Source organism: Massilia timonae CCUG 45783 (assembly GCF_000315425.1).
Taxonomy (GTDB): domain Bacteria; phylum Pseudomonadota; class Gammaproteobacteria; order Burkholderiales; family Burkholderiaceae_D; genus Telluria; species Telluria timonae.
In genome coordinates this window covers 348,619-364,862 of the sequence record NZ_JH992925.1, presented here as the reverse complement: position 1 = coordinate 364,862, position 16,244 = coordinate 348,619, and the positions used below count along the sequence as shown (strand labels likewise).

Genomic DNA, 16,244 nt, shown 5'->3' with positions numbered 1-16,244 from the left:
CGCATGTCGGCCTCGCTCCAGGGGATAGTATCACTTGCACTTTTACCGATAGAATGTCGCCACCTTTTTTCTCCGGCCTACGCTACCCATGACTTCCCCCCGCCAGTACCAATTCAAATCCATCAACTACACGGCCCTAGCGGCCGGCCCGCGCGTCATCATCATGGGCGCGACCCATGGCAACGAGGTGTGCGGCACCAAGGCGATCCAGCGGGTCATGGAAGAAATCGACAGCGGCCTTCTTCACATCGCGGCCGGCAGCGTCACCTTCGTCCCGATCGTCAATCCGCTGGCCTACGCCCAGAACACCCGCAACGGCGACCGCAACCTGAACCGCGACCTGTTCCCGAAAGAGAAGCCGCTGGACTTCGAGGACCAGGTCGCCAACTGGCTGTGCCCCCTGCTCGGCCAGCACGACGTGCTGCTCGACCTGCATTCCTTCGCCGCCACCGGCGAGCCGTTCGTGATGGTCGGGCCGCTCGACAACGACGGCACCTTGCAGCCGTTCCGCCACGCCGCCAAGGAACGCGCGTGGGCGCGCCGCCTGGGCGTGCGCCGCTTCGTCGACGGCTGGCTGGCCACCTATGGCGACGGCGTGCAGCGCCGCAGCCGCAGCGCCGATGAACTGGAAACCGTGCTGCGCTACGGCGTCGGCACCACCGAGTACATGCGCAGCACCGGCGGCTACGCGCTGACCCTGGAATGCGGCCAGCACGACGATCCGGCCGCGCCGGACGTCGCCTACCGCGCCATCATGAACACGCTGGCCCACCTGGGCTTGATCGCCGCTGCGGATCCGGAACCGGTCGCCTTCGACGAGATGGAAGCGCTGTCGATGGTCGTGGTCCATGACAAGCTGCATGCGGACGACGCTTTTGTCCGCCCGTGGAAGAGTTTCGACCCGGTGAGCGAAGGCGAGCTGCTCGGCCACCGCGCCGACGGCACGCCGGTGGTGGCTGAATTCGGCGGGCGCATCCTGTTCCCCGCCGCGAACGCCGCCGCCAACACCGAGTGGTACTACCTGACCCGCCCGAACACGACTTTCGGCCGCGAGTAAGGCGTCCTCGCCACCTTCGACCGGGGATTTCGCACCGTCGCCAGCAAACATTTCTTGAATATCGTAAGATGACGATATTCGGATCGAAAGAACCCGATACAAGGAAACCCATGGACATCGACGCGATCCACAAGGCCCTGGCCAACCCGGTGCGGCGCCAGATCCTGCAGTGGCTCAAGGAGCCGCAGCAGCACTTCATCGAGCAGGAACATCCGCTCGAGATGGGTGTGTGCTGCAAGCTGATCGACCAGAAAACCGGACTGTCGCAATCGACGGTGTCGGCGCACCTGGCCACCCTGCAGCGCGCCGGGCTCGTGAACACGCGCCGCGTCGGGCAATGGATTTTCATCCAACGGAACGAGGAGGCGATCCAGGCCTTTCTCGCACAACTGAACGACGGACTTTAGGAATAACCCGATGACTACAATGTTTGACCCGATCAAGGTGGGCGCCCTCGAATGGCCGAACCGCATCGTCATGGCGCCGTTGACCCGCTCGCGCGCCGATGGCGGCGCACGCGTGCCGAATGCGCTGATGGCCGAATACTATGTGCAGCGCGCGTCGGCCGGGCTGATCCTGTCCGAAGCGACGTCGGTGACCCCGATGGGCGTGGGCTACGCTGATACGCCGGGCATCTGGTCCGACGAACAGGTCGAGGGCTGGAAGATCGTCACCGAGGCCGTGCACAAGGCCGGTGGCCGCATCTTCCTGCAGCTGTGGCACGTGGGCCGCATCTCCGATCCGTCCTTCCTCGACGGCGAGCTGCCGGTCGCGCCGTCGGCGATCCAGCCGGAAGGCCACGTGAGCCTGCTTCGTCCGAAGCGTCCCTACGTCACCCCGCGCGCGCTCGAACTCGATGAAATCGCCGGCATCGTCGCCGCCTACCGCAAGGGCGCCGAGAACGCCAAGAAGGCGGGTTTCGACGGCGTCGAAGTCCATGGCGCCAACGGCTACCTGCTCGACCAGTTCCTGCAGGATTCCACCAACAAGCGCACCGACGCCTATGGCGGCCCGATCGAGAACCGCGCGCGCCTGATGCTGGAAGTGACCGACGCCTGCATCGAGGTCTGGGGCGCCGACCGCGTCGGCATGCACCTGGCGCCGGCGCGCGATTCGCACGATATGGGCGACTCGACCCCGGCCGAGACTTTCGGCTACGTGGCGCGCGAACTGGGCAAGCGCAAGATCGCCTTCATCTTCACCCGCGAAGGGCAAGGTCCGGACGCGCTGGGCCCGATGATCAAGAAGGAGTTCGGCGGCGTCTGGATCGCCAACCAGCAGCTGACCCGCGAACAGGCAGAGGAACTGATCGCCAGCGGCAGCGCCGACGCGGTGTCGTGGGGCCAGCTGTTCATCGCCAATCCGGACCTGCCGAAGCGCCTGCAACTGAAGGCGCCGCTCAACGAGCCGAACACCGACACCTTCTACCATCCGGGCGCGGTCGGCTATACCGACTACCCGACGCTGGAACAGGCCGCCTGATTTTTCGTTTTCGCCACCGCTTCGCTGCCCTGTCGCCGGCGAAGCGGCGGCGCCTCTTTCGACGGGACCTTCGCGGTCCCGTTTCTTCGTATTGACACCGGCATCGAATCCGCATGCCGAGAGTACGCAATCTCTCCAACAGGTGTCCAGCGTGGAACGTTAGTGCTATTCTTGCGCGATTGACATTTCGCGCACCCAGATGCGCCCACCCGAGAGAGGATATTCAGTGAACTTTCCCGCACACCGCGTGATGGCCGTCGCCATCGCTTCCGCCTTCGTCTTCGGCGGCGCCGTTCACGCCGCACCGGCACAACAAGCCCCGGCCCGCGCCGAAACCGCCTTCCTCTCGCAGGCCGATGCGTTCGCCCGTTCCGCGCGCATCGCGAACGTGGACTATGTGCTGGACTTTACCCTGACCGGCAAGGAAACCTTCGCCGGCACCACGACCGTCACCTTCGACCTCAAGGACACGCATTCCGCGGTCACCCTCGACCTCAACAAGGCCACCGTCAAGTCGGTCAGCGTCAACGGCAAGCCGGTCCAGGCGCGCTACAACAACTGGTTCATCACGATCGACCCGGCGCACCTGGCCAAGGGCCGCAACACCGTCACCGTCGCCTACGAGCGCCTGCACAGCACCAATGGCGAAGGCCTGCACCGCATGGTCGACCCGGCCGACGGCCGGGTGTACACGTATTCGCACTTCGAGCCGGTGGCGGCACAGCAGATGTTCCCGCTGTTCGACCAGCCCGACCTGAAGGCCAGCTATACCGTCAGCGTCACCGCGCCGAAGGATTGGCACGTGGTCACCACCACCCGCGAGACCAGGATCGATGACGCCGGCGCCAACCGCCGCTGGAGCTTCAAGCAGACGAAGCGCCTGAGCCCCTACAACTTCTCGCTGCACGCCGGTCCTTACCAGGTCTGGGAAGACAATAGCGGCAAGTACCCGATGCGCCTGTTCGCGCGCCAGTCGCTGGCCAGGCAGGTGGTCCCGGCCGACTGGTTCCGCCAGACCAAGGCCGGCATGACCTTCTTCGAAGAGTATTTCGGCATCCCCTACCCGTTCGAGAAGTATGACCAGCTGATCGTGCCCGACTTCCTGTACGGCGCGATGGAAAACGCCGGCGCCATCACCTTCGCCGAAGCGCGCTACGGCGTGGCCAACATGACGGCCGACCAGAAGCAGTCGATGACCGAAGTGATCATGCACGAGATGGCGCACCAGTGGTTCGGCAACCTGGTCACCATGAAGTGGTGGAACGGCCTGTGGCTGAACGAAAGCTTCGCTTCCTTCATGGGCATCCTGGCCACCGCCGAGTCGACCGAGTTCAAGGATTCGTGGCAGAAGTTCTACCAGACCGGCAAGCAGCGCGCCTACATCCAGGACCAGACCGCGAGCACCCACCCGATCGAGGTGCCGGTGCCGTCGTCCGCCAACGCCTTCGACAATATCGACGCCATCACCTATTCGAAAGGGGGCGCCGCCCTCAAGCAGCTGCGCCACCTGCTGGGCGAGGAAGTGTTCCGCAAGGGCGTGCACAACTACCTGGTCAAGTATTCGTGGCAGAACGCCACCCTCGATGACTTCATCAATACGCTGGCCAGGACCGCCGGCCGCGACCTGTCAGGCTGGACCAGGGAATGGCTGTACCACGCCGGCGTGAACACGATCGCCGCCAATTACAGCTGCAGCAACGGCAAGATCAAGGACTTTACCCTTACCCAATCGGCGCCGAGCAAGGAGCTGCCGACCCTGCGCGAACAGCGCGTGCAGGTGGCCGCCTTCAAGATCGACGGCGGCAAGCTGTCCCTGGTCAAGAACGTGCCGGTGACCTACAAGGGCGCAAAGACTGCGGTCAAGGATCTGGACGGCGCGGCCTGCCCTGACCTCGTCTACCCGAACTACCAGGACTGGGGCTATGCGAAAGTCCAGCTGGACGCCCGCTCGTTCGATACCGCGCGCACGAAATTGTCGCAGGTCGATGATCCGCTGCTGCGCGCCATGCTGTGGCAAAGCCTGTGGGACAGCGTGCGCGACGCCCAGCTGCCGCTGAACGACTTCATCACCGTGGCCCTGAACAATGCGCCGCAAGAGAAGGACTACACCCTGCTCGGCGACGTGCTGGGCAAGGTCGTCCAGTCGAAGGCCTACCTCGACGCCATGCGCCTCGACAGCGCGTATGCGAAGCAGACCTATGCAGCCCTGGAGAAGATGGCCTGGGACGGCGTGCTGGCGCACAAGGCCGACGCCGACGTCCAGCGCCGCTGGTTCAATCTCTACGTGAGCGTGGCGTCGAGCCCCGAGGCGCTGGCGCGCCTGGCCGGCATCCTCGACGGCAAGGTCGACGCCGCCGGCCTGCAGCTCACCCAGGAAATGCGCTGGTCGATCATCGCCCACCTCAACCGCTACAATCACCCCGGCGCCGACGCGCTGGTCGCGGCGGAAAGCGCGCGCGACAAATCCGACGCCGGCCAGGTGGCGGCGGTGGCGGCCACCGCATCGCGTCCGGATCCGAAGGTCAAGGCAGAATGGGTCGGGAAGATCGAAGACCTCAAGACGCCGCTGCCGTTCTCGCGCATCCGCACGGCGATGGGCAGCGTGTTCCCGGCCGAACAGGGCCAGCTGAGCGAGCTCGAGGCCGATGCGCGCCTGGCACGCCTGCCGGCGATCGACAAGGCGGCCGGCCCGGTCTATATGCGCGCCTACGCCACCACCATGATCCCGACCGCGTGCACGCCGCACAGCGTGCAGCGCCTGAGCCGCGCCGCCGACGGGATGAAGGACCTGTCGGCGTTCACCCGCCGCTCGTTGCTGGACACCCTGCAGGACGAACAGCGCTGCGTGGCGATCAAGGCGGCGATGACGGCGCCCAAGGACTGACCGCTGCGTGAAGTGCTAATGCGACTGCGTGCCGCCCGTCGCGGCCCCGGACGGGACGCACAGTTCCGCCACCCGGCGCCAGGCGCCGTCGGCCCCGCATTCGGCCGGCGGGTGTTCGCGCAGCAGCGCGCCCAGGTCGGGCGGCGCGCCGCTGCGCACCCTGACTCCGCGCGCGATCGGCACGCACAGCGCGTCGTGCCAGGCCGCCGCATGGCCTTCGGGCGTGGGCAGCGCGCCGCGCAAGCCGACGGCGGCCTCCTCGCATGCGGCGCTGCTGGCGAACTCGCCGCGCAGGCTGCTGCTCGCCAGCGTGACGTCGAGGTTCTGTTGCAGGTACAGCAGCAGGATCATCGTGAACATATAATGCCCAGGTTCGCGGCCCCGGCCGCGCTTGCAGAGGACACACTTTGGACTGGGATTATCCGCAACCGTTCATCCTGCCGGTCATGCCGCAGGCCGGCGACATCGATGGCCTGAACCACACCAACAACGCCGTCTACGTGCGCTGGTGCGAACAGGCCGGCTGGGCCCATTCGGAAGGGCTGGGCCTGTCGCTGGACGACTACCGGCGCCTGGACCGCGCGATGGCGATCCGGCGCGGCGATTACGCGTACCTGCTGCCCACCGTGGAAGGCGAGGCGCTGAGCCTGGCCACCTGGCTGGTCGGCGGCGACGGCAAGCTGACGATGGAGCGCCGCTTCCAGCTGGTGCGCGACAGCGACGGCGCCACCGTGCTGCGCGGGCGCTGGGAACTGGTCTGCATCGAGATCGGCAGCGGCCGGCCGCGCCGCATGCCGGCCGCGTTCCTGGACACGTATATGCCGGTGGTGGTCGCTGCGCCGACCGCTTGATTTCGACGTCCCGCGGCGTGCGCGCATTGCGCATGCTCAAGGACGAGTTTGATCGATCCGGCATCCCCCTCGCATGGGCAGGCTCAGACTGGTTCCGTCACCTGCTCTAATGACGAGGACGCAATGCGCCGGATTTTGCCCGAGGTCTTGACCGCCGTTCGCCTGCTGATATACCCGCTCGTGCGCCGGCGCATGCAGCTGGGCGTGTTCTGGCTGCTGGCCTGCCCGCTGTTGGCGGGGCAATTGCTGGCCGGCTGCCGGCTGCGCGACGGCGGGCACGAAGAACTCGTGGTGCCCGAACTGGTGCGCACCCACCTCCATGTCGCGCCCAACGGCTCGGACAGCAATCCCGGCACCCGCGCCGAACCCTTCCGCACCCTCGCGCGCGCGGCCCAGGTGGTCACGCCGGGTACGACCGTGCACGTCGCGCCCGGCATCTATTCGGGCGGCGTGCGCACCACCACCAGCGGCACGCTCGAGGCGCGCATCATCTTCCAGAGCACCGAGCGCTGGGGCGCCAGGATCGTGCCGCCGCTCGACGCGCGCCAGAGCGCGGCCTGGGACAACCGCGGCAACTACGTCGACATCATCGGCTTCGAGATCGACGGCACCCAGTACCAGAGCGGCATGAAATGGCTGAGCGGCATCTACAACGGCGGCTCGCACAACGGCGTGCACGGCAACCGCATCCACCACATCGGCAACGACGTGCCGTGCGAGTCCAAGGGCGGCTCCGGCATCGGCATCGACAGCTATTACAAGGGCGTGGACGTGGTCGTGACCGGCAACCACGTGCACGACATCGGCCCGCCCGGCTGCCGCTACATGCACGGCATCTACGTCAGCACCACGGCCAGCGTGCGCGGCAACGTCGTCTACCGCGTGTCCGGCGCCGGCATCCATCTGTGGCACGACGCCAACCGCGTGACCGTGCGCGGCAATACCGTGGCGGCCTCCGGCACCGGCATCGTCGTCGGCGGCGGCGACTTTTATCACAGCAAGGGGCCGAACGACCACACCCACGTCAGCAACAACATCGTCTACGACAACAACAACGGCATCCTCGAACAAGGGGCGATCGGCCGCCACAACAGCTTCCGCAACAACCTCGTGTACCAGAATGCCGGCGACGACTGGAAGCTGTCGCCCGGCCGCGAGCATGTGGGCAGCATCAGCGCGCCGCCTCAGTTCGTCGAGTACAGCGCCAGCGGCACGCCGGACTTCCGCCTGCGCCCCGGGTCGCCGGCGATCGGACAGGGCTTGCCATCCGAATCGGCGCCGCCCGGCAGCGGCAATACCGGGGCGCGGCCGATGCGCAAGGCGGACATCGGGGCGCTGCCGGCGGCGCCGCCATCCTGAGGTTTACAAGACTTCGCGCACCCGCTCGAACGGCCGGCACAGGCGCACGCCGTTCGGCGTGACCACGAAGGGCCGCTCGATCAGGATCGGATGCGCGGCCATCGCATCGAGCAGCGCCGCATCCGTCACCTCCGGCCGGTCGAGGCCCAGCTCGGCGTACAGGGCTTCCTTGCGGCGCACCGCGTCGCGCGGCTGCAGGCCGGCATCCGCGATCAGGCGCGCCAGTTGCTCGCGGCCCGGTGGATGGGCCAGGTACTCGACCACTTGCGGTTCGTGGCCGGCCTCGCGGATGGCGGCCAGGGTGTTGCGCGAGGTCCCGCAGCGCGGGTTGTGATAAATCGTGATATCCATTGTCATTACACGTAGTGGCGGATTGTCATTGGCTTGTCGTTCGGACAGCGGCATGATAACCACAGCGCATACCCCGCACCAGCATTTTTGCTTGTCCCCCCTCTCCGCTCCGGCTAGAATCCCACGCTTCATTTTCTAGAGCGTAATCAAAAATTCCCGTAGCAACATGCCATTACGCCCAACCGGAGACCCGATGAACGATCACCTGCAGCGTCCCGAGGCACTGCCCACCCTGCGCCAGCGCACCGCGCTGCGCGTGCTGCAGCTGTTCGGCTGGAAGCTGTATTTCAAGCCACTGCCCGGTCCGCACGGCATCGTCGTGGTCTATCCGCACACCTCGAACTGGGACTTCCCGATCGGCCTGGTCGCCAAATGGGCGCTCGACCTGCCGTTTCGCTGGCTGGCCAAGGATTCGCTGTTCCGCGGCGCGATGGGTCGCCTGATGCGCTACTGGGGCGGGATCGCAGTGGACCGCAGTTCGCCGATGGGCGCCACGCGCCAGCTGGCCCAGAAGATGCTGAAGGAAGACTGGTGCTGGGTCGCCATCACCCCGGAGGGCACGCGCGGCTACCGTCCGCACTGGAAAAGCGGCTTCTATCACCTGGCGCGCACCGCCAACGTGCCGCTGCTGCTGGTCAGCTTCGATTACAAGAAGAAGGAGCTGCGCGTGACCGCCACGCTCGATCTCAGCGGCGACGTCGAAGCCGACATGGAAGCGATCCGCGGCGTCTACCGGGACGTCACCGCCCTCTATCCCGAGAACGCCGCGCCGATCCGGCTCGCCCCGCGCGACGACAACGAAGCGCAGCGCAAGCGCGCCTGAACTCAGGCGCCCGGCTGCGGCCGGCCCGCCGCGCTCGACCCCGCCAGCCTGTCCCAGGCATTCGCCGCGCTCAGGAACACCTGCCCGCTGAGCTGGCCCAGCAGGTCGCTGTCGCGCAGCCGGTCCATCACCGGCCCCTTCACTTCGGCCAGGTGCAGGGTCACGCCGCGCTGGCGCAGCGACGCGTTCAATTCGCCCAGGCCGAACAGGGCCGAGGTGTCGATCGCATTCACCGCCGACAGCACCAGCACCAGGTGGGTTGTAGAGGCACGCTGCGCCAGTTCCTCGTCGATGCGCTCGTTCACCGCGTCCACGTTGCCGAAGAACAGGCCGGCGTCGATCCGCAGCATCAACAGGCCGGGCGTGGTTTCGGCTGAATAACGGTCGACATTGCGGAAGTGTTCGGTGCCGTGGATGCGGCCCAGCACCGCGATGTGGGGCCGGCTGGCGCGCCAGATCAGCGCGCCCATCGACAGCGCCACGCCCACCAGCACGCCCGCCTCCACCCCCAGCACCAGCACGCCACCGGCGGTGGCCAGCAGCGCCAGCGCGTCGGCGCGGTCGTAGCGCCAGGCGGTGCGCAGGGTCGACCAGTCGAGCATGCCCAGCACCGCCACGATGATGGTCGCGGCCAGCGTCGGCAGCGGCAGCAGGGCCAGCCAGCCGGTGGGCGCCACCAGCGCCAGGGCCAGCAGGCCGGCCGTGATCATGCTCGCCAGCTGGGTATTGGCGCCGGCCGCGAAGTTCACCGCCGAGCGCGAGATGCTGCCGGTGACCGGAAAGCCGCCGGAGAGGGCGCTGCCGACGTTGGCCGCGCCCAGACCGACCAGCTCGCGGTTGCTGGCCAGCTTCTCGCCGCCGCGCTTGAGCGCCAGCGCCTGCGCGCCGGACATGCTGATCAAAAACACCATGAAGCCGATCAAGAGCGCCGGCTGCAGCAAGGCCTGCCAGTGGCCGCTCGAGGTGGCCAGGTTCAGGCCCGGCAAGCCGGCCGGCACCGCGCCGACGGTGGCCACGCCCAGCGCCTCCAGGCCCAGCAGCGGCACCAGCGCGGTCGCGCCCAGCACCACGAACATCGGCGCCAGCTTGGCCGCGATGTCGGCCACGACGGGCTTGACGCGCAGCCGGCGCAGCAGCGGCGCCAGCCACTCGCGCGCCATCACCAGCAAGGCCAGGGAGCCCAAGCCCAGCGCGATGCTGGGCCAGCGCGCATACCAGTCCCGGGTCGCGTCCAGCGTGAGCGGGCCGCCGACCAGGGTGCGCAGCTGGCCCCAGGCGATGACGATCGCCGAGCCGATGGTGAAGCCGCTCATCACCGGGCGCGAAAAGAAATTGGCGAGAAAGCCGATGCGCAGCAGGCCGCAGGCCAGCAGGACCAGGCCCGACATCAGCGCCAGCTGGGCCGCCAGCACGCCATACAGGCCGGTGCCGGGCGTGGCCAGCGGCGCGAGCGTCGACGCCGTCATCAGCGACACGATGGCCATCGGCCCCACCGACTGGGTGCTGCTGGTCCCGAACAGCGCGTACAGCAGCGGCGGGAAGATGCTGGCGTAGATCCCGACCACCGGCGGCAGTCCGGCCACCAGCGCATAGGCCATGCCCTGCGGGATCATCATCATCGCCACCACGATGCCGGCGCTGATGTCGCCCGGCAGCGCGGCGCGCCGGTACTCGCGCAGCCACTGAAGCATGGATTACCCTGGGAGGTCTTGCCTGTTTGAAAGGCCGCTAGCGTAGCATAAATACCGCATATCGATATTCGGTTTGTGATCGTCCGGTCGCCGCGATGGGCGCGACACCGGCCGCACGCCCTCAGGACATCGCCAGTTCCACGCAGTTGCGCCCGGCCCGCTTGGCGCGCGCCAGTGCGGCATTGGCCCGCACCGCGAGCGAGTCGCCGCTCTCGCTCTCGCCCAGCTGGGCCACCCCCAGGCTGATGGTCACGTGGTCGCAGCCCGGGATCTCGACCTGTTCGATGGCGGCGCGCAGCTTCTCGGCCATCCTGAGGCCGTCGATCGCGCTGGTATGCGGCGCGATCACCAGGAATTCTTCTCCGCCCGCGCGCACCAGCACGTCGCTGGCGCGCAGCAGCGCGCGCGCGGTGTCGGCCACGGTGCGCAGCACGATGTCGCCGACCGGATGCCCGAAGCTGTCGTTGACCTGGCTGAAGCGGTCGATATCGAAACTCACCAGCGCCAGCGGCAGGCGGTAACGGCGGGCGCGCTTGATCTCCTGCTCGAGCAGGTGTTCGCCGTGGCGGCGGTTGGCGACCTCGGTCAGGGCGTCGGTCGTGGCCAGGTGGGTCACGCGCGCCAGCAGGGCCTCGTTCTCGCGCGTGACCTCGGCCATGCGCAGGCCATGCGCGGCCAGCTGGGCCAGGTCGTCCAGCGCCTGCAGCTGCGCGCGCGAAAAGGCGCGCGCATGGTCGAACATCAGGCACAGCGAGCCACGCGGGCCGCCCGGGCCCGGGCCCGGGATCGGCAGGCCGACCGCCATGCGCACGCCGAAGCCCTCCAGGCTGGCCGCCAGTTCGGGCTCGCCCGCCTTTTCCGGCGCGTCGAGCAGGGTGAACTCGCCGCTGGCGGCGGCCAGCAGGCCGGGAAAGGCGTGGCGCAGCGGCGACTGCAGCAGGCGGCCCTCGACCTCGAGCAGCGCCATCAGGTGCAGGCCGGCCACACCCTGCTCGGCTTCCAGGTGCAGGTCGCCGTCGCGGTGCTGGAACAGCGCCGCATGCACCAGGCCCGGCCAGCCCGACAAGGCCGCGCACAGGCGCTCGGCGAAGCGCACGCTGTCGTCGGCGTGGTCCAGCGCCTCCTGGCTGGCGCCGCGCAGCGCCAGCAGCGTTTGCAGCGCTTCCTCGGCCGGGCTCGGGGCCGGCGCGCGCGCGAAGCCGGCGCGCAGGCGCGCGTCCAGCAGCGCGCGCGTCTGCTGCGCGCGCAGCGGGCCGATCGCATAGTCGATCGGGCCGAAGGCCATCAGCGCCGGCAGCCAGCGCGCGTTGGTGAAGGGGCACAGCACCAGGATCGGCTTGCCGGCCCGTTCGGCCACCAGGGCGCCCAGGGCCGCCAGGTCGATGCCCAGCTCGCAGCGTTCGAGGTCCAGCACCACGAGGTCGGCCGGCTCGCGTTCCAGCAGGCCGCGCGCCTGGGTCGCGCCGGAGGCCACCCGCAACTGCGCGAAGACCCCGGCGCAGGCGCTCTGGAAATCGGCGCGGCGCTGGCCCACCGGGTTCACGAACAGGCAGCTGTAGTCGATGTTCACTTCATCGGCGCGCGCGCCCTCTTCTCCCATTCTCATCCTCCAAAACGTTTCCTGGCATTACCGATTCGACATGTTTGCCTCGCGAGTGTGCCATAACCGCGGCGCTGTGTGTGGAACCGCACCGTCGCGCCGCGCCGCGCGTCCAATACTCTCCAGATCGAACGTACATTCATGGGAGAAGCACGATGGGACAGCAGGACGACGTGGCAAACAAGCAGAAGGCCATCCAGAACCGCCAGGACCAGATCGATGGCAGCATGCAGAAGGCCGAGAGCCGCGACGAGGCGGTGCAGACCGGCGTGCGCCAGCCCGAGACGCCAATGCCCGCCCAGCACCTGGCCAAGCCCGGCATCGAGGCGCAGATGGAACTCAAGCCGAAGTTCATGGCCGAGGGCTACAAGGGCAGCGGCAAGCTGGAAGGCATGAGCGCCATCGTGACCGGCGCCGACTCCGGCATCGGCCGTGCGGTCGCGGTGCTGTTCGCGCGCGAAGGCGCCGACGTGGCCGTGATGTACCTGAACGAACACGAAGACGCCGAGGAAACCAGGCGCTGCGTCGAGGCCGAGGGCCGCCGCTGCGTGACCATCTCGGGCGACGTCAAGGACGCCGCCTTCTGCAACGAGGCAGTGGAAAAAGTCGTGGCCGAATTCGGCCGCCTGGACGTGCTGGTGAATAACGCCGCCTTCCAGGAACATGCGAATTCGCTGCTCGACATCACCGAAGAGCGGCTCGACGAGACCTTCCGCACCAATATCTACGGTTACTTCCACATGGCGAAGGCATGCCTGCCGCATCTCAAGCAGGGCGCGTCCATCATCAACACCGGCTCGGTGACCGGCCTGCAGGGGTCGAAGAAGCTGCTCGACTATTCGGCCACCAAGGGCGCGATCCACGCCTTCACGATGTCGCTCGCCTCGAGCCTGATCGAACAGGGCATCCGCGTCAATGCGGTGGCGCCGGGCCCGGTCTGGACTCCGCTGAACCCGGCCGACCAGCCGCCCGAGCAGCTGAAGGAATTCGGCGCCCAGACCGACTACAAACGCCCGGCCCAGCCGGAAGAACTGTCGCCGGCCTATGTGTTCCTGGCCTCGCCAGTGTGCTCGGGCTACATCACCGGCATCGTGCTGCCGATCACCGGTTCGGTCGGCTGACCGGCCGGCCTGCGAACGACAAGGAGGACATCCATGCGCAGCATGTGGAAGGGGGCGATCAGTTTCGGGCTGGTCCATATTCCGGTCGATATGTATACCGCGGTCGAAAGCAAGGGGCTGGACCTGACCATGCTCGACCGGCGCGACTTTTCGCCGGTCGGTTTCAAGCGCTACAACAAGGGCAACGGCAAGGAGGTGGCGTGGGACGACATCGTCAAGGGCTACGAATATGAAGACGGCGAGTACGTCGTCCTGTCCGACGAAGACCTGCGCCGCGCCAACCCCGAAGCGACGCAGACCATCGACATCCAGGCCTTCGTGGATGCCGAGGACGTGCCGCTGATCTACTACGACCAGCCGTATTACCTCGCGCCGGGCAAGGGCGGCGCCAAGGTGTATGCCCTGCTGCGCGAGACCCTGCGCGAGGCCGGCAAGATCGGCATCGCGCGCGTGGTCATCCGCGTCAAGCAGCACCTGGCGGCGCTGGTGTGCGTGGGCGACACCATCGTGCTCAACACGCTGCGCTATCCGGACGAGATGCGCGATGCGGGCGAACTCAAGATCCCGTCGCCCGACTCCAAGACCGCCGCCGTCACCGTCAAGGAACTCAAGATGGCGATGGCGCTGGTCGAGGGCATGAGCGAGGACTGGGCGCCGGAGCAGTACCACGACACCTACCGCGAGGACGTGCTGGCCCTGGTCAAGAAGAAGATCAAGGCCAGGCAGACCAAGACCATCACCCAGCCCGAGCCCGAGAAAGAAAAACGCACGAGCGGCAAGGTCATCGACCTGGTCGCCCTGCTCCAGGCCAGCCTGGGCAAGAAGCCGGCCAGGGCCGCGCTGGCGGCGGCGCTGGAAGATGACGACGACGATGACGACGATCCGCCGCCGCGCAAGTCGAAAAAGCCGGCGGCCGGCGACGACGACGACGACGAGGTCCACGTGCCGCGCGCACGCAAGACGGCGGGATCGGGCAGCCGTGCGGGCGCGAGCGCCGCCAAGTCGACGCGGGCTACGGCGAGCAAGACCGCGGCCAAGCCGGCGGCGAAGAAAGCGGTCGCCAGGAAAGCGTCCGCCAAGGCGCCGGCACGCAAGAAGGCGGCGTGAGGATGGAGGGACTGATCGACCTCCTTCAATGGCCGGCGATGCTGGTCAGCCTCTACGCCGCCTTCCTGATCGGCTCCAAGCGCGCCGAACGCCGGGTGTTCGGGTTCTGGATGTTCATCCTCAGTAACCTGCTGTGGATCGTGTGGGGCTGGCACGACGAAGCCTGGGCCCTCATTACCCTGCAGCTGGCGCTGATGGCGATGAACGTGCGCGGCATCTTCAAGAACGGGCACTGATTCCCGGGAGGTGGCGGCGCCTCCCGGCATCTCATTCTTTCGCTGTATTGTAAAAACCTATCAATTTAATTAAATCAAATAGCTTTCACTTATGAGGATTGCTCCGTAGAATCTATCTCATTGAAATCACACGCAATGAGGAGTCTACGCATGAGCCAACCCCGCCTGACCACCGCCTCCGGCATCCCACTCGCCGACAACCAGAATTCGTTGAGCGCCGGCCCGCGTGGCCCGCTGCTGCTGCAGGATTTTCACCTGATCGAAAAGCTGCAGCACTTCAACCGTGAGCGCATCCCCGAGCGCGTCGTCCACGCCAAGGGTTCGGGCGCCTACGGCAGCTTCACCGTCACCCACGACATCACCGGGCTGACGAAAGCGAACCTGTTCGCCCACGTCGGCAAGCAGACCCCGGTCTTCCTGCGCTTCTCGACCGTCGGCGGCGAAAAAGGCAGCGCCGATACCGAACGCGATCCGCGCGGCTTCGCGCTGCGCTTCTATACCGAGGAAGGCAACTGGGACCTGGTCGGCAACAACACGCCGGTGTTCTTCATCAAGGACCCGATCAACTTCCCGGACTTCATCCACACCCAGAAGCGCGATCCGCAGACGAACCTGAAGTCGGCCAATATGATGTTCGACTTCTGGAGCAATGCGCCGGAGAGCCTGCACCAGGTGACGATCCTGTTCTCGGACCGCGGCACCCCGGACGGTTACCGCCACATGGACGGCTTCGGCAGCCACACCTATAGCCTGATCAATGAACAGGGCGAGCGCGTCTACGTGAAGTGGCACTTCAAGACCCGCCAGGGCATCAAGAACCTGAGTGCCGCGGACGCCACCCGCATCGCCGGCAGCGATCCGGATCACGCCCAGCGCGACCTGTTCAATGCGATCGCCGCCAACGACTTCCCGCAGTGGGACGTGCAGGTGCAGGTCGCGACCATCCAGGAGCTGGAAGCCTGGAGCGCGCGCACCGGCTGGAATCCGTTCGACCTGACCAAGGTATGGCCGCATGGCGACTTCCCGGTGCAGCCGGTCGGCGTGCTGGAATTGAACCGCAACCCGCAGAACTACCACGCCGAGGTCGAGCAGGCTGCCTTCTCGCCGGCCAACGTGGTGCCGGGCCTGGGCTACTCGCCCGACAAGATGCTGCAGGGCCGCCTGTTCGGCTACCACGACGCCCAGCTGTACCGCGTCGGCACCAACCACCAGCACCTGCCGGTGAACGCCCCGCGCTGCCCGGTCCACAACCACCAGCGTGACGGTTCGATGGCGATCGCCAACGGCGGCGCGGCGCGCAACTACTACACGCTCAACAGCGTGGGCGCCGGCGTCACCGGCATGGGCCACGGCGAGCGCGAACTGGCCCTGGAAGGCGATGCCGGCCGCTTCGACTTCCGCGGCCAGGAAGACGATTACACGCAGGCTGGCAACCTGTTCCGCCTGATGGACGCCCAGGCGCGCCAGAACCTGTGCGACAACCTGGCCGGCCCGCTGAGCCAGGTGGACGAGGACATCCTGCAGCGCCAGCTGGGCCACTTCGACCAGGCCGATCCGGCGTATGGCCGCGGCGTGCGCGCCTCGCTCAAGGCGCTGGGCAGGAACGTCGACTAAGCCTCGACCACGCGTCACCAGCCTTCAAGCTTCTCCCTCCTTGCCGCCACCCGGACCGCCAGTTCCGG

Annotated in this window: 14 protein-coding genes and 1 pseudogene; 11 read left to right on the top strand and 4 right to left on the bottom strand. The window is 67.2% G+C overall.

Annotation, left to right across the window (positions count from 1 at the left end; all coding sequences use genetic code 11):
* The first annotated feature begins 88 nt into the window (after nucleotides 1-88).
* From HMPREF9710_RS21860 to pepN, 4 genes are all read left to right on the top strand, one after another.
* Nucleotides 89-1,057, top strand: coding sequence for a succinylglutamate desuccinylase/aspartoacylase family protein (locus tag HMPREF9710_RS21860; protein WP_005670007.1), 969 nt, complete (start codon nucleotides 89-91; stop codon nucleotides 1,055-1,057).
* A gap of 110 nt (nucleotides 1,058-1,167) precedes the next feature.
* The gene (locus HMPREF9710_RS21855) at nucleotides 1,168-1,464 is read left to right on the top strand and encodes an ArsR/SmtB family transcription factor (RefSeq protein ID WP_005670005.1); all 297 of its coding nucleotides are present in this window, start codon (nucleotides 1,168-1,170) and stop codon (nucleotides 1,462-1,464) included.
* A gap of 10 nt (nucleotides 1,465-1,474) precedes the next feature.
* Nucleotides 1,475-2,539, top strand: a complete 1,065-nt coding sequence (locus HMPREF9710_RS21850; RefSeq protein ID WP_005670003.1) for an alkene reductase — start codon at nucleotides 1,475-1,477, stop codon at nucleotides 2,537-2,539.
* 226 nt (nucleotides 2,540-2,765) lie between these two features.
* Nucleotides 2,766-5,423 carry an aminopeptidase N gene (gene pepN, locus HMPREF9710_RS21845; RefSeq protein WP_005670002.1) on the top strand — a complete coding sequence of 886 codons (2,658 nt, stop codon included), beginning with the start codon at nucleotides 2,766-2,768 and terminating at the stop codon, nucleotides 5,421-5,423.
* Between the two features lie 15 nt (nucleotides 5,424-5,438).
* On the opposite strand, the gene HMPREF9710_RS21840 is transcribed toward pepN, so the two are convergent.
* Nucleotides 5,439-5,783, bottom strand: coding sequence for a hypothetical protein (locus tag HMPREF9710_RS21840; protein ID WP_005669999.1), 345 nt, complete (start codon nucleotides 5,781-5,783; stop codon nucleotides 5,439-5,441).
* Between the two features lie 47 nt (nucleotides 5,784-5,830).
* Here HMPREF9710_RS21840 and HMPREF9710_RS21835 point away from each other — a divergent pair, with 47 nt between their 5' ends.
* Both HMPREF9710_RS21835 and HMPREF9710_RS21830 read left to right on the top strand, forming a co-directional pair.
* Nucleotides 5,831-6,274: an acyl-CoA thioesterase gene (locus tag HMPREF9710_RS21835; protein WP_005669997.1), complete on the top strand. Its 444-nt coding sequence runs from the start codon at nucleotides 5,831-5,833 to the stop codon at nucleotides 6,272-6,274.
* 123 nt (nucleotides 6,275-6,397) lie between these two features.
* Nucleotides 6,398-7,633, top strand: coding sequence for a right-handed parallel beta-helix repeat-containing protein (locus tag HMPREF9710_RS21830; RefSeq protein ID WP_005669995.1), 1,236 nt, complete (start codon nucleotides 6,398-6,400; stop codon nucleotides 7,631-7,633).
* Between the two features lie 6 nt (nucleotides 7,634-7,639).
* Here HMPREF9710_RS21830 and arsC read toward each other — a convergent pair.
* Nucleotides 7,640-7,984 (bottom strand): annotated as a pseudogene (gene arsC / locus HMPREF9710_RS21825) (arsenate reductase (glutaredoxin)); the annotation flags it as partial.
* Between the two features lie 193 nt (nucleotides 7,985-8,177).
* On the opposite strand from arsC, the gene HMPREF9710_RS21820 reads away from it, so the two are divergent.
* Nucleotides 8,178-8,807 carry a 1-acyl-sn-glycerol-3-phosphate acyltransferase gene (locus HMPREF9710_RS21820; RefSeq protein ID WP_005669992.1) on the top strand — a complete coding sequence of 210 codons (630 nt, stop codon included), beginning with the start codon at nucleotides 8,178-8,180 and terminating at the stop codon, nucleotides 8,805-8,807.
* A 2-nt stretch (nucleotides 8,808-8,809) separates the two neighbouring features.
* Here the strand turns inward: HMPREF9710_RS21820 and HMPREF9710_RS21815 are convergent, their stop codons facing one another.
* Together HMPREF9710_RS21815 and HMPREF9710_RS21810 are read right to left on the bottom strand one after the other, a co-directional pair.
* Nucleotides 8,810-10,498, bottom strand: coding sequence for a SulP family inorganic anion transporter (locus HMPREF9710_RS21815; RefSeq protein ID WP_005669990.1), 1,689 nt, complete (start codon nucleotides 10,496-10,498; stop codon nucleotides 8,810-8,812).
* A gap of 121 nt (nucleotides 10,499-10,619) precedes the next feature.
* Nucleotides 10,620-12,098: a GGDEF domain-containing protein gene (locus HMPREF9710_RS21810; RefSeq protein ID WP_005669989.1), complete on the bottom strand. Its 1,479-nt coding sequence runs from the start codon at nucleotides 12,096-12,098 to the stop codon at nucleotides 10,620-10,622.
* A 155-nt stretch (nucleotides 12,099-12,253) separates the two neighbouring features.
* Here HMPREF9710_RS21810 and HMPREF9710_RS21805 point away from each other — a divergent pair, with 155 nt between their 5' ends.
* The 4 genes from HMPREF9710_RS21805 (at nucleotide 12,254) to HMPREF9710_RS21790 (ending at nucleotide 16,176) form a co-directional block, all read left to right on the top strand.
* The gene (locus HMPREF9710_RS21805) at nucleotides 12,254-13,219 is read left to right on the top strand and encodes an SDR family oxidoreductase (protein WP_005669987.1); all 966 of its coding nucleotides are present in this window, start codon (nucleotides 12,254-12,256) and stop codon (nucleotides 13,217-13,219) included.
* A 33-nt stretch (nucleotides 13,220-13,252) separates the two neighbouring features.
* Nucleotides 13,253-14,326: a non-homologous end joining protein Ku gene (gene ku / locus HMPREF9710_RS21800; protein ID WP_005669984.1), complete on the top strand. Its 1,074-nt coding sequence runs from the start codon at nucleotides 13,253-13,255 to the stop codon at nucleotides 14,324-14,326.
* 2 nt (nucleotides 14,327-14,328) lie between these two features.
* Nucleotides 14,329-14,562, top strand: a complete 234-nt coding sequence (locus HMPREF9710_RS21795) for a hypothetical protein (RefSeq protein ID WP_005669982.1) — start codon at nucleotides 14,329-14,331, stop codon at nucleotides 14,560-14,562.
* Nucleotides 14,563-14,712: 150 nt separating this feature from the next.
* Entirely contained in the window at nucleotides 14,713-16,176 is a 1,464-nt protein-coding gene (locus HMPREF9710_RS21790) for a catalase (protein WP_005669980.1), read from the top strand.
* Nucleotides 16,177-16,244: the final 68 nt, after the last annotated feature.